We start from the raw sequence: 12,601 nt of genomic DNA, 5'->3' as shown, positions 1-12,601 counted from the left end.
CGGGCCGGCTCAAACAGTGATTTCGATCAGATTTCCATCGGGGTCGCGCAGCACCGCCTCGTAGAAGCCGTCGCCGGTCCAGCGCGCCTTCGCGACCAGGATGCCCTCGGCCTCGGCGCGCACAGCAATGGCATCGACCGCCTGTTCGCTGCCGAGCGACAGCGCGACATGGGCAAAGCCTGCGCGCTCGAGCTCGGCCGGATCACCCGGAGCGACCCAGGGACCTTCCATGATCTCGATCGCCGGTCCTTTGCCGAGTGTCAGGAAGCGCGAACGGAAGCCAGGCCGCCGCCGGCTTTCGTAAACGTCGCCGACCTCCGCACCGAAGAACGCCGACCAGAATCCGGCAATCTTATCGAGGTCGTGGGTCCAGAGAGCCACATGGGTTATCGTCATTGTTCCACCCCTCCCGCAATCAGGATGTCTGCACCCGCTGCCTCGAATGCCGCGCGATGCTCAGCAGGCGCGTCTGCCTCGAGAAGCAGCGTCGCCTTGTCGTCGATATCGACGATCCCATGAGCGGCAGCCGTCCCGAGTTTGTCGCTGGTGATGGCAACGACCAGACGGCGGCTGCGCAAGGCGACGAGCCGCTTGAATTCGGCGTCCTCGAAATAGATCGCCGTCAGGCCCGCTTCGGCATCGGCGCCGCAGGTGCCGAGAAAGCAGAGATCGGGCCTGAGCAGTTCGGCGTCGCGCTGCGCCCGCGCGCTGATGGCCGCACCGACCGCACGGTTGAGTGGCCCGCCAAGCAGGATGAGATCGACGCCAGGCTTCTCCATCAGCGCTGCAGCGATCAGCGGCGTATTGGTGACAATCGTGACCTGGAGCTCCGGCTCGATCAATTGCGCGATGGCGAGGTTTGTGGAACCGGCATCAAGAAACACGGTCATGCCCGGCTTGATCAGTCCGACCGCCGTGCGGGCAAGTGCTGCCTTGCGCTCCGGCGCCATCGCCACCCGCTCGCTCAAACTGCTGTGTGCCGCGGGAACGACCGGGAGCGCGCCACCATAGACCCGCTCGCAAAGCCCCGCTGCCGCCATTTCGCGCAGGTCACGGCGGATCGTGTCTTCGGAAACATTGAGCTCGGCAGCGAGATCCGCAGCCAGCACCCGGCCGTTGGCCTTCAGCCGCTCCTGGATCAGCGTCTTTCGCTCACGAAGTAAGAGATCGCTCGACATTTTTGCCAATCGTGCATAAACGTGCATAAATCGCTATGAATGTGCATAACGACTTTTGAAACCGATTTCAAGTCGCGGAATAAGCCAAATCACCGCGGGCCAGCAATTCGAGCAAACCGTGCCTTTTGCGCGTGACCGACGCCATTTCGAGGAAAATTCTTCATCAAAACGCTCGGGAATTGGTGTTTTATACGCTCAGATCGCCAATCTTTTGTGCGATTGTCCGCTCAATCCGGACGACGGGCCGGACCACAAAGAAGATGGAAAATCACGATGAAGCTCCTCCCCACGCTGTTCGCCGCCGCTCTGATGCAGGTTGCCGCCCTCGCCTCCGCTGAAGCCGGCGAGAATCTCGACGCGGTCAAATCCGCCGGCGTCCTGAAGATCGGCACCGAGGGCACCTATGCGCCCTTCACCTATCACGATGCCTCCGGCGCTCTTGTCGGCTTCGACGTTGAGATCGGCCAGGCCGTCGCCGAGAAGCTCGGCGTCAAGGCCGAATTCCTTGAAGGCAAGTGGGACGGCCTGATCGCCGGCCTCGACGCCAACCGCTACGACACGGTCATCAACCAGGTCGGCATCACCGAAGAGCGCAAGAAGAAGTACGACTTCTCCGAGCCCTACATCGCCTCGAAGGCCGTGCTGATCGTCAAGACCGACAACGAGGAGATCAAGGGCTTCGCCGATCTCAAGGGCAAGAAGTCGGCTCAGTCGCTGACCAGCAACTTCGGCAAGCTCGCAACCGCCTCCGGCGCCGAACTCGTCGGCACCGACGGCTTCGACCAGTCGATCCAGCTCGTGCTCACCGGCCGCGCCGATGCCACGATAAACGACAGCCTCTCCTTCCTCGATTTCAAGAAGAAGAAGCCCGACGCGCCGGTAAAGATCGCGGCCGAACAGGCTGACGCCGACTTCTCCGGCATCATCATCCGCAAGGACGAGCCGGAACTCTTGGAAGCGATCAACAAGGCGCTCGGCGAGATCAAGGCCGACGGTACCTACGACAAGATCTCGCAGAAGTACTTCGGCGCCGACGTCTCGAAGTAACCCCTGTCCCGAGCGCCGGGTCGGTTTCTCCGCCGGCCATTCTCGGTTATGAATCGCGATCCGTTCCGGACACCGGGGCGGATCGCGCTTTTTGAAAGGCCCGCCCCTTGCCCACCTGGCTCCAACTGATGCTGGATTCGCTGCCGTCCCTGCTCTGGGCCGGCCTCACCTTCACCATCCCGCTGACGCTGCTTTCCTTCATTTTCGGCCTGATCCTCGGGCTCGCAACCGCCGTCGCCCGCCTGTTCGGACCGGCGCCGGTCGTCGCGATCGCGCGATTTTACGTCTGGGTGATCCGCGGCACGCCGCTGCTCGTCCAGCTCTTCGTGATCTTCTACGGGCTGCCGAGCGCCGGCATCCTGCTCGACGCCTTCACCGCCGCGCTCATCGGCTTCTCGCTGAACGTCGGCGCCTATACCTCCGAGATCATCCGCGCCGTCATCTCGTCAGTGCCACGCGGACAGTGGGAAGCGGCCTACTCCATCGGCATGAGCTGGAGCCAGGCGATGCGTCGCACCATCCTGCCGCAGGCGACCCGCGTCGCCGTGCCGCCGCTGTCGAACACTTTCATCTCGCTGGTGAAGGACACCTCGCTGGCCGCCGCCATCACCGTGCCGGAGATGTTCCAGACCGCGCAGCGCATCGTCGCCACCACCTACGAGCCGCTGATCCTCTATATCCTGGCGGCGCTGATCTATCTCGCCATGAGCTCCGTGCTCTCGGCCCTGCAAGTGCGGCTGGAGCGGCGCTTTGCCCGCTATGGCGGCTTCCTGGAGGCACGTGCATGATCGAGCTCTCCCACATCGAAAAGCGCTTCGGCGACAATCTCGTGCTGAAGGATATTTCCGTAACACTCGCCGAAGGCACGGTGACGGCGCTTGTCGGCCCATCCGGCGGCGGCAAGAGCACGCTGCTGCGCTGCATCAATCTGCTGGAAATCCCAACGTCCGGCGCAATCCGGCTTGGGGACGAGACGCTCGAATTTTCGCCCGGCCGCAAGGTCGGCTGGGCGGCGATCCAGCGCCTGCGCCGGCAGACCGGAATGGTGTTCCAGAACTTCCAGCTCTTCCCCCACCAGACCGCGCTCGGCAACGTCATGGAAGGCCTCGTCACGGTGCTGAAGTGGCCGGCCGACAGGGCGAAGACGCGCGCGATGGAACTCTTGGAAAAGGTCGGCATGGCGCACAAGGCCGACGCCTGGCCGGCGACCCTTTCCGGCGGCCAGCAACAGCGCGTGGCGATCGCCCGCGCGCTTGCCCCGTCGCCCCGCGTGCTTCTCTGCGACGAGCCGACCTCTGCCCTCGACCCGGAACTGGCGGAGGAAGTGGTCGAAGTCCTGAGCCGGCTTGCCCGTGAAGGCACGACCATGGTCATGGCGACCCATGACCTGCGCCTCGCCTCCCGCGTCGCCGACAAGGTGATCTTCCTCGATGGTGGTGTCATCGTCGAAAGCGGTGCCCCGAAGACGATCTTCTCGGCGCCCGAGCGTGAGCGTACCAAGAAGTTCATCGCCTCGCTGAGCGCCCCGCACGACTACGAAATCTGAGCGGAGGGGACGACGGATCACAGGACGATCCGGCGGGTGTGGGTCGGGCACCCTTTGCGCCAGCCTTGTCTATCTCTACCGTCATCCTCGGGCTTGATGTTCAGTCCGGGGAGCAGGACGGACGACCCCAGCAGGCTAGACGCCCCCTCTACTTCCAGAAAACAAAACGGCCGGATTCGCATCCGGCCGTTTCTGTTTGTTTGAACTTACCCTCAGGCGCCGAAGACCATCAGCAGATCCTTGGCGTCGATCTGGTCGCCGGCGCGCACCAGCACTTCGGCAATCGTGCCGTCCTTCTCCGCATGCAGCGCCGTTTCCATCTTCATCGCCTCGATCGAAAGCAGCACGTCGCCCGCCTTGACCGCCTGTCCTGGCGAGACAAAGACCGTCGAGATGACACCCGGCATCGGCGCGCCGAGATGGGCGGCGTTACCGACCTCGGCCTTGCGGCGCACCGCGCTCTGAGCGCTGCGGTTGCGGTCCGGCACTTTGATCAGGCGCGGCTGGCCGTTGAGCTCAAAGAACACCTTGACCATGCCCTTCTCGTCCGGCTCGCTCTTGGCCTGGTGCAGGATCACGAGCGACTTGCCCCGCTCGATCTCCGGCTGCAGCTCCTCGCCCGGCGCAAGCCCGTAGAAATAGGCCGGCGTCGGCAAGACGCTGACCGGGCCATAGGTGTCGGCAGCAACCGCATAGTCGGTGAAGACCTTCGGATACATCAGATAGGAGGCGAACTCGAAGTCGTCGACCTTGCGCTCAAGCTTGTCCTCGATTGCCTTGCGCTCAGCATCGAGGTCGGCCGGCGGCAGCAGCGAGCCCGGAACGGCAGTGTAGGCCTTTTCACCCTTCAGCGCCTTCTTCTGCAGCGCTTCCGGCCAGCCGCCCGGGGGCTGGCCGAGATCGCCCTTGAGCATCGAGACGACCGAATCCGGGAAAGCGATGTCCTTCGCAGGATTTTCGACGTCGGCGACGGTCAGGTCCTGGCTCACCATCATCAGCGCCATGTCGCCGACGACCTTGGACGATGGCGTCACCTTGACGATATCGCCGAACATCTGGTTGGCGTCGGCATAGGCCTGGGCGACGCGGTGCCACTTGGTTTCGAGACCGAGCGAACGCGCCTGTTCCTTAAGGTTTGTGAACTGTCCGCCCGGCATTTCGTGCAGGTAGACTTCGGACGCCGGTCCCTTGAGGTCGCTTTCGAAGGCGGCATACTGGTGGCGCACCGCTTCCCAATAGAAGGAGATGCGACGAATCCACTCGGGATCGAGACCCGGATCGCGGTCCGACCCCCGGAGCGCCTCGACGATCGAGCCGAGGCAGGGCTGCGAGGTATTGCCGGAAAGCGCGTCCATCGCCGCATCGACGACATCGACGCCGGTCTCCACGGCGGCAAGCACGGTCGCGGCCGCAATGCCCGAGGTGTCGTGGGTGTGGAAATGGATCGGCAAGTCGGTCGCCTCACGCAGCGCCTTGAACAACACGCGTGCGGCCGCCGGCTTCAACAGGCCCGCCATGTCCTTGACGGCGATCATGTGCGCGCCGGCCTTTTCGAGGTCGGCGGCAAGGGCTGTGTAGTATTTGAGATCGTATTTCGGCCGGGCCGAATTCAGGATGTCGCCGGTATAGCAGATCGCCGCCTCGCAGATGCGATTCTCCTCGGCAACAGCCTCCATCGACACCCGCATGTTGTCGACCCAGTTGAGGCAGTCGAAGACGCGGAACACGTCGATGCCGCCTTTTGCCGCCTGGCGCACGAAGTATTTGACCACGTTGTCGGGGTAGTTTTTGTAGCCGACGCCATTGGCGCCGCGCAGAAGCATCTGCAAAAGCAGGTTCGGGGCATCTTCGCGAATGCGGGCCAGGCGATCCCACGGGTCTTCGGTGAGGAAGCGCATGGACACGTCGAAGGTCGCGCCACCCCAGCATTCGAGCGAGAAGAGCTGGGGAAGCGCGCGGGCATAGGTGCCGGCGACGCGGGCGATGTCATGGGTGCGCATGCGGGTCGCAAGCAGCGACTGATGGCCGTCGCGCATCGTCGTATCGGTCAGGAACACTTGGCGTTCGCCACGCACCCACTCGGCGAACTTCTTCGGGCCGAGTTCGTCGAGCTTCTGCTTGGTACCGGATTTGATGTCGCCGTCGATGAACGGGATGACGGGCTTGGCCGCATCCGCCGGCGGCCTCGGGCGGCCCTTCGTCTCCGGGTGGCCATTGACCGTGACGTCGGCGAGATAGGTGAGCAGCTTCGTCGCGCGGTCCAGGCGCTTCACCTGCTGGAACAGTTCCGGAGTCGTGTCGATGAAGCGCGTCGTATAGCTGTTATCCTGGAACTTCGGATGGCTGATGATCGCCTCGAGAAAGGTCAGGTTGGTTGCCACACCGCGGATGCGGAACTCCCGCAGCGCGCGGTCCATGCGGCTGATCGCTTCGAGGGGGTTCGGCGCCCAGGCGGTAACCTTGACGAGCAGTGGGTCGTAGAAGCGGGTAATGACTGCACCCGGATAGGCGGTGCCGCCATCGAGACGGATGCCGAAGCCGGACGCCGAGCGATAACCGGTGATGCGGCCATAGTCCGGAATGAAGTTCTGCTCCGGGTCTTCGGTGGTGATGCGGCACTGCAGCGCGTGACCGTTGAGGCGGATGTCCTCCTGCTTCGGCACGCCCGATTCCGGCGTGCCGATCGCCTCGCCGTCGAGGATGTGGATCTGCGCCTTGACGACGTCGATGCCAGTCACGACTTCCGTGACGGTGTGCTCCACCTGAATGCGCGGGTTGACCTCGATGAAGTAGAACTTGCCGGTGTTGGCATCCATCAGATACTCGACCGTGCCGGCGCCGACATAGCTCGTCGCACGGGCGATCATCAGCGAATAGTCGGCAAGCTCCTGGCGCTGCGCATCCGAGAGGTAGGGCGCCGGCGCGCGCTCGACGACCTTCTGGTTGCGGCGCTGGATCGAGCAGTCGCGCTCGAAGAGATGCACGACATTGCCGTGGGTATCGCCGAGGATCTGGCTTTCGACGTGGCGGGCGCGCTCGACCAGCTTTTCAAGATAAACCTCATCCTTGCCGAAGGCGGCCTTGGCTTCGCGCTTGCCTTCCGTCACCTCACGGATCAGGTCCTTCGGGTCGCGAATGGCGCGCATGCCGCGTCCGCCGCCTCCCCAGGAGGCCTTGAGCATGACCGGATAGCCGATCTCGGCCGCAAGGCGGTGGATTTCCTTTTCGTCGTCCGGCAGAGGATCGGTGGCCGGAACGACCGGCACGCCGACGGAAATCGCGAGGTTGCGCGCGGCAACCTTGTTGCCGAGCTGGCGCATCGTCGCCGGCCGCGGACCGATGAAGATGATGCCGGCGGCATCACAGGCATCGACGAATTCAGGGCTTTCCGAAAGCAGGCCGTAGCCCGGATGGATCGCGTCGGCGCCCGAAAGCTTGGCGACGCGGATCACCTCTTCGATCGACAGGTAGCTCTCGATCGGACCGAGGTCGCGGGCAAGGTGCTGCCCGCGGCCGATCTGATAACTTTCGTCCGCCTTGAAGCGGTGCAGCGCCAGTTTGTCCTCTTCAGCCCATATCGCGACCGTTTTCAGACCGAGTTCGTTTGCAGCGCGGAAAACGCGGATGGCAATTTCAGAACGGTTGGCAACAAGGATCTTCGAGATAGGCAAGTCGGTCTCCTCAATGACTTGATATTGCGGGAAATGCTGCACCCGCGAAATAAAGTATTAGCGAGTCACCGAGCAGAGCGCAATTTCAGATGCGACAGGAAACCGAAAGCCTTCGACTCTAGGAGATCAGCCCGAGCCGGAAGGCGATCGCCACGACGTGATGGCGGTTCTTGCCCTTCAATTTCTCCTGGATGCCGTTCATATACCAGTCGACCGTATGGCTCGAGATATCGAGCACCTTGCCTATGTCGTTCGAAGTCATGCCGTCGGCGAGATAGTTGAGCGCTTCCATTTCGCGCCGCGTCATCTGCACCTCGACGCGCGAGCCGAGTTCGGCCGAAACCTCGGGATCGGTCAGCTCCAGAAGCTTCCAGAACAGCCGCTTGGCGATGGCGTCGAAGAGGCTGATCTCGACCGGGCTCAAGTCGACGACGCGACCGCCGACCGTCAGGTTGCCGAGCAGGCCGCGCCGGCCGTGCACCGGAAAGATGTAGCCATCGTAGAGACCGTGGTTTCTGGCCTCGATCATCATGCTTTCCATGCGCTTGCGATGTGGATCGGAGCGGAAGGCAAACAGCGTGTCACGCCAGCGGAAGCCGCGCTGCGCATGGCCGAGATAGCGGATGGTCGGATCGATCACCACGAACTTCTTGCGGATGTAGATCTGCGGCCAGCCTTCCGGCCAGCGGCCGGCGAGCAGCAGCCGCAGCGGATTGTCATGCGGTTTCGGCTGCCGAACGACACCGTAGAAGTCGAAGCCGCAGCGATCGAGCAGGCGCTCGAATTCCGGGACGATTTCCTCGCGTGTCTTCATCTCCTCCAGAAGCGCGAGAAACTGTACGAGCAGCGTAATGTTCATGGATCACCTTCCAGGTAGATGCATATGGTCGCATTTCCGAATCCGGACATAAAGGCACCGTTCAGCGACCATTCATGTTGCACCCGCGATAATCCCTCATACCACGCCCGGTCTTATGCGAAATATGCAAGAAATCGGAGTTGGCACGACAGATAGCAGACTATGAATATTCTCGCCAAGCTCGCATGCGAGCGAAACGGGAAAACGAGTGGCTGTCCATGCGTCCGGCTACGGCTTCCCTTTGCCGCAAAAGACCGTCTCAGCGCGGCCCCGAGTGTATGGGGGCGGAGCCCAAGCCCGCCAACCGTAGCTCGAGGACGCGGGTGCATCCGCCGCAGAAGGACTGCGGCGCGTCAAATCCGGTACCCGGAAGGGGTGAGACAGTGTCATTGTTCCAAGTGTATGCAAGAGCGCTCCAGTATCTTGCGGTTCACAAGTTTCGTGTCTCGGCGATCGTCCTCGCCAACGTCGTTCTGGCAGCCATCTCGATTGCCGAACCGATCCTGTTCGGGCGCATCATCGACGCCATCTCGTCGAAGGGCGAGGTCACGCCGATGCTTTTGATGTGGGCTGGCCTCGGCGTCTTCAACACCGTCGCCTTCGTGCTCGTTGCCCGCGAGGCGGACCGGCTGGCCCATGGCCGCCGCGCCACGCTCCTGACGGAAGCCTTTGGACGGATCGTTTCCATGCCGCTCGCCTGGCATAGCCAGCGCGGCACGTCCAACGCGCTGCACACGCTGTTGCGCGCCTGCGAAACCCTATTCGGTCTCTGGCTCGAATTCATGCGCCAGCACCTGGCTACGGCCGTCGCGCTGATGCTGCTCATTCCGACCGCCTTTGCCATGGACGTGCGCCTCTCGCTCGTCCTTCTCGTGCTCGGCGCGGCCTATGTCATGATCAGCAAGGCGGTGATGAGCCGCACCAAGGAAGGTCAGGCCTCGGTCGAGAACCACTATCATACGGTTTTCTCCCACGTTTCCGACGCCATCAGCAACGTCTCGGTCGTGCACAGCTACAACCGCATCGAGGCTGAAACCCGCGAGCTGAAGAAGTTCACCGAGCGGCTGATCTCCGCCCAGTTCCCGGTGCTCGACTGGTGGGCACTGGCGAGCGCGCTGAACCGCGTCGCCTCCACCATTTCGATGATGGCGATCCTCGTCATCGGCACCGTGCTGGTGCAGCGCGGCGAGCTCGGCGTCGGCGAAGTCATCGCCTTCATCGGTTTTGCCAACCTGCTGATCGGCCGTCTCGACCAGATGAAGGCCTTCGTGACGCAGATTTTCGAAGCCCGCGCCAAGCTCGAAGACTTCTTCCAGCTCGAGGACGCCGTGCGCGAACGTGACGAGCCGGCAGGCGCGACTGAACTGCCGCCAGCTGTCGGCGAAGTCGAGTTCCGCAACGTCTCCTTCGATTTTGCCAACACGAACCAGGGCGTGCACAACGTCTCGTTCACGGCCAAGGCCGGCCAGACGATCGCGATCGTCGGCCCGACGGGTGCCGGCAAGACGACGCTCGTCAACCTGCTGCAGCGTGTTCACGATCCGCGTGACGGCCAGATCCTGATCGATGGCAACGATATCTCGAAGGTAACGCGCAAGTCGCTGCGCCGCTCGATCGCCACCGTCTTCCAGGATGCGGGCCTGATGAACCGTTCGATCTCGGACAACATCCGCCTCGGCCGTGACGATGCGACGATCGAGGAAGTCATGGCTGCCGCCGAAGCGGCCGCCGCCTGCGACTTCATCGAGGGCCGGACGGGCGGCTACGACACGGTGGTCGGCGAACGCGGCAACCGTCTGTCGGGCGGCGAACGCCAGCGTGTGGCCATCGCCCGCGCCATCCTCAAGAATGCGCCGATCCTGGTGCTCGACGAGGCGACCAGCGCGCTCGACGTCGAAACCGAGGCCCGCGTGAAGGATGCGATCGATGCCCTGCGCAAGAACCGCACGACCTTCATCATCGCACACCGCCTGTCGACGGTGCGCGAGGCCGACCTCGTGATCTTCATGGATCAGGGCCGTGTCGTCGAAATGGGCGGTTTCAACGAGCTCAGCCAGAGCAATGGCCGCTTCGCAGCCCTCTTGCGCGCCAGCGGCATCCTGACGGACGAAGACGTCCGCATGAGCCACACGGCGGCATAAGACACGCGCTTGAAGTCAAGCGAACGAACCGAACCACCCGCGGTCAAACGCGGGTGGTTTTTTGCTTTTCGGCTTTCTGACAACGTCGCGTCGACCAGCCTTGCCATTCTCGAGATTGTTGGTAGACGGGAATTCCGGCCCCAATTCCAAAGGAATCATCATGCCGGACATCTCCACAATCGCAGTTTTCGCCACAGCAAGCCTCGTGCTCACCGCCACGCCCGGCCCTGACATGCTGCTCATCGCTTCTCGGAGCGTGAGCCAGGGGCGCGCAGCCGGGTTCCTCACCTATGCCGGGATCGCAGTCGGCACCTATTGCCACGCGCTGGCCGCAGCACTCGGTCTTTCCCAGCTCTTCGTCACCTTGCCGGTTGCCTATGAGATCGTGCGCTGGGCGGGCTGCGCCTATCTGCTGTACCTCGCCTACAAGACAGTCCGCTCGAACGCATCGAGCGCGTCACCGGTTTCGACGCTCAAGCGACTTTCGAACTGGCGGATCTTCGGCGAGGGGCTGATGACGAACCTGCTCAATCCGAAGATGGCGCTCTTCGTACTGGCGCTGCTCCCACAGTTCGTAGACCCAAAGAGCGGGTCGATGGTCACGCAGATGCTTCTGCTGGCGACCGTGTTGAACGGGGTCGGCTTCCTCGTGAACGGCTCGGTCATCCTGGTCGGCAGCCATCTGCGCGCGCGGCTCGCTGGCATCAGGCGTTTCCCGAAGCTGCCGCAGTATCTTCTCGCCGGCGTATTCACGGGGCTCGCCTGCCGCCTTGCCCTTGGTTCCAGAAATTAGTCGCCCAGCAGGGGCGGCGTTCTCTTACGCCGCCCGCAGCGGCTTTGCAGTAGCAATGCCGCGCAACCATTCGAGATAATAGGCATAGGCGAAATGCAGCCCGATGCCGACGAGCACGAAGAGGCTGCCGAAGATCGGGTTTCTCCCGGTGACGAACAGCAGCACCTGGCCGGACATCGCCAGGATCGTGCCGAAGATGAAGATCGGCAGCGAGTGTCGCCCGACAACCGCGAGCGGATGATCGCTGTCGAGTTTGGCGAGGTTGCTGATGCGAGGCGTCACGGCGACGATGTAGGCAAGCGCCAGCACATGGAGCAGCCGGGGGCCCGACAGGAAGGTCTTGTCAAAGCCGGTCAAGACCGCTGGAAGACCGAAGGAAAGGTCGATGCTCCAGAAGGAGAAGAGCACCCAGACAGCGGAGACCGCAAGATAAGCGCCCGACAGGACGATCAGCCAGGGCCATCGGGGGAGTGATCCACCATTGCGAACGAAGGTCATCATGACGATGCCGATGACGAACAGGAACTGCCAGGACCAGGGATTGAGGAACCAATAGCCCTCGTCGAGGAAATTCGACGGCACGAACTTGAAGATGCCTGCGGCGAGCCACAGGGCGGCCGACAGCGACAGCAGCAGTTTCTTGCTGACGCCGTTCAGCCAGAGAATACCCGGCAGCATCAGGAACAGCGCCGCATACATCGACAGGATGTTGTTGTAGCCGAGCTGATACCCCAGAAGCACCATGGCGACGATGCCCTGTTCCGTCTGTTCCACCATCGGCCGAATGTTAATCTCGCCGATCAGATCCTGCCGGCCGAAATAGATCGCCCCGGCCGCAAAAATCGCCAGCGTCACGATGCTGGTCATGATGTGGGCGACATAAAGCGCCAGCGCCCGGCGCCAGATTTTCAGCGTCATCGCCAGCCGTTCTCCGGCGGCGAACTTGCCGCCATAGGCGATCCCGACCGACAGGCCGGAGATCAGCACGAAGGCTTCGGCGGAATCGGAAAAGCCGAAGTTCTTGTGCGTCAGATATTCGAGGTACTGTCCCGGAACGTGGTTGACGAAGATCGTCAGCAGGCACAGCGCCCTGAACACGTCGAGGCGTGTGTCACGCTCGTTGGGAACCATTCGGGCGGACGTCGGGTTGACACCACCCTGAAAAGTCTTTTGCAGCATGCGGTCCGTTTTCCAGGATTTGGCGCCCCTGCCCCATCCCTGTTGAAACGGGCACCGACAGCCCGCGCCGTCATTCAAACGCGCGAGATGCCCGGCACCATGAACTAGCTGGGATGAGGAACATGTTGCAGTTCTCCGCCCCATCCCGCTCCGATGATCTAGAGCATCCCGCTTTCAAGTGAAGTCA

General features: G+C 62.7%; 10 protein-coding genes. 5 read left to right on the top strand and 5 right to left on the bottom strand.

The genetic code is table 11. The features are described from left to right. Positions 1–9: 9 nt before the first annotated feature. Complete coding sequence (locus ACTJKM_RS31365) at positions 10–396, bottom strand: glyoxalase/bleomycin resistance/extradiol dioxygenase family protein (protein ID WP_058328024.1); 387 nt, start codon at positions 394–396, stop codon at positions 10–12. Then, the gene (locus ACTJKM_RS31360) at positions 393–1,178 is read right to left on the bottom strand and encodes a DeoR/GlpR family DNA-binding transcription regulator (RefSeq protein ID WP_082663590.1); all 786 of its coding nucleotides are present in this window, start codon (positions 1,176–1,178) and stop codon (positions 393–395) included. Before ACTJKM_RS31360 ends, ACTJKM_RS31365 begins: the two co-directional genes overlap by 4 nt. Before the next feature lie 273 nt (positions 1,179–1,451). Here ACTJKM_RS31360 and ACTJKM_RS31355 point away from each other — a divergent pair, with 273 nt between their 5' ends. The 3 genes from ACTJKM_RS31355 (at position 1,452) to ACTJKM_RS31345 (ending at position 3,771) form a co-directional block, all read left to right on the top strand. Then, the gene (locus tag ACTJKM_RS31355) at positions 1,452–2,225 is read left to right on the top strand and encodes an amino acid ABC transporter substrate-binding protein (protein WP_057254872.1); all 774 of its coding nucleotides are present in this window, start codon (positions 1,452–1,454) and stop codon (positions 2,223–2,225) included. Between the two features lie 107 nt (positions 2,226–2,332). After that, complete coding sequence (locus ACTJKM_RS31350; RefSeq protein WP_082616163.1) at positions 2,333–3,013, top strand: amino acid ABC transporter permease; 681 nt, start codon at positions 2,333–2,335, stop codon at positions 3,011–3,013. Next, positions 3,010–3,771: an amino acid ABC transporter ATP-binding protein gene (locus ACTJKM_RS31345; protein WP_058328026.1), complete on the top strand. Its 762-nt coding sequence runs from the start codon at positions 3,010–3,012 to the stop codon at positions 3,769–3,771. The genes ACTJKM_RS31350 and ACTJKM_RS31345 overlap by 4 nt, the downstream gene beginning before the upstream one ends. 212 nt (positions 3,772–3,983) lie before the next feature. Here ACTJKM_RS31345 and pyc read toward each other — a convergent pair whose 3' ends face one another. Both pyc and ACTJKM_RS31335 read right to left on the bottom strand, forming a co-directional pair. Then, on the bottom strand, positions 3,984–7,442 hold the full coding sequence (gene pyc, locus ACTJKM_RS31340) for a pyruvate carboxylase (protein WP_058328027.1): 3,459 nt from the start codon (positions 7,440–7,442) through the stop codon (positions 3,984–3,986). A gap of 118 nt (positions 7,443–7,560) precedes the next feature. Further along, positions 7,561–8,301, bottom strand: a complete 741-nt coding sequence (locus ACTJKM_RS31335; protein WP_057254868.1) for a helix-turn-helix transcriptional regulator — start codon at positions 8,299–8,301, stop codon at positions 7,561–7,563. Positions 8,302–8,684: 383 nt separating this feature from the next. Here ACTJKM_RS31335 and ACTJKM_RS31330 point away from each other — a divergent pair, with 383 nt between their 5' ends. Next, a complete protein-coding gene (locus ACTJKM_RS31330; protein WP_057254867.1) occupies positions 8,685–10,442 on the top strand; it encodes a glucan ABC transporter ATP-binding protein/ permease in 1,758 nt (585 codons plus the stop codon). A gap of 160 nt (positions 10,443–10,602) precedes the next feature. Beyond that, complete coding sequence (locus ACTJKM_RS31325) at positions 10,603–11,235, top strand: LysE family translocator (protein ID WP_058321656.1); 633 nt, start codon at positions 10,603–10,605, stop codon at positions 11,233–11,235. Positions 11,236–11,259: 24 nt separating this feature from the next. On the opposite strand, the gene ACTJKM_RS31320 is transcribed toward ACTJKM_RS31325, so the two are convergent. Next, positions 11,260–12,414 carry an OpgC family protein gene (locus ACTJKM_RS31320; RefSeq protein ID WP_057254865.1) on the bottom strand — a complete coding sequence of 385 codons (1,155 nt, stop codon included), beginning with the start codon at positions 12,412–12,414 and terminating at the stop codon, positions 11,260–11,262. Positions 12,415–12,601: the final 187 nt, after the last annotated feature.

It is taken from the genome of Ensifer sp. 22460, assembly GCF_052044935.1.
Taxonomy (GTDB): domain Bacteria; phylum Pseudomonadota; class Alphaproteobacteria; order Rhizobiales; family Rhizobiaceae; genus Ensifer.
The sequence above is the reverse complement of the archived record's forward strand: the minus strand, read 5'-3'. Positions and strand labels throughout refer to the sequence as shown.

Bases quoted from the DNA above. Each gene is read 5' to 3' on its own strand.
- ACTJKM_RS31320 (WP_057254865.1), bottom strand. From the start codon at position 12,414: ATGCTGCAAAAGACTTTTCAGGGTGGTGTCAACCCGACGTCCGCCCGA.
- ACTJKM_RS31360 (WP_082663590.1), bottom strand. From the start codon at position 1,178: ATGTCGAGCGATCTCTTACTTCGTGAGCGAAAGACGCTGATCCAGGAG.
- ACTJKM_RS31325 (WP_058321656.1), top strand. From the start codon at position 10,603: ATGCCGGACATCTCCACAATCGCAGTTTTCGCCACAGCAAGCCTCGTG.
- ACTJKM_RS31345 (WP_058328026.1), top strand. From the start codon at position 3,010: ATGATCGAGCTCTCCCACATCGAAAAGCGCTTCGGCGACAATCTCGTG.
- ACTJKM_RS31365 (WP_058328024.1), bottom strand. From the start codon at position 396: ATGACGATAACCCATGTGGCTCTCTGGACCCACGACCTCGATAAGATT.
- ACTJKM_RS31335 (WP_057254868.1), bottom strand. From the start codon at position 8,301: ATGAACATTACGCTGCTCGTACAGTTTCTCGCGCTTCTGGAGGAGATG.
- ACTJKM_RS31355 (WP_057254872.1), top strand. From the start codon at position 1,452: ATGAAGCTCCTCCCCACGCTGTTCGCCGCCGCTCTGATGCAGGTTGCC.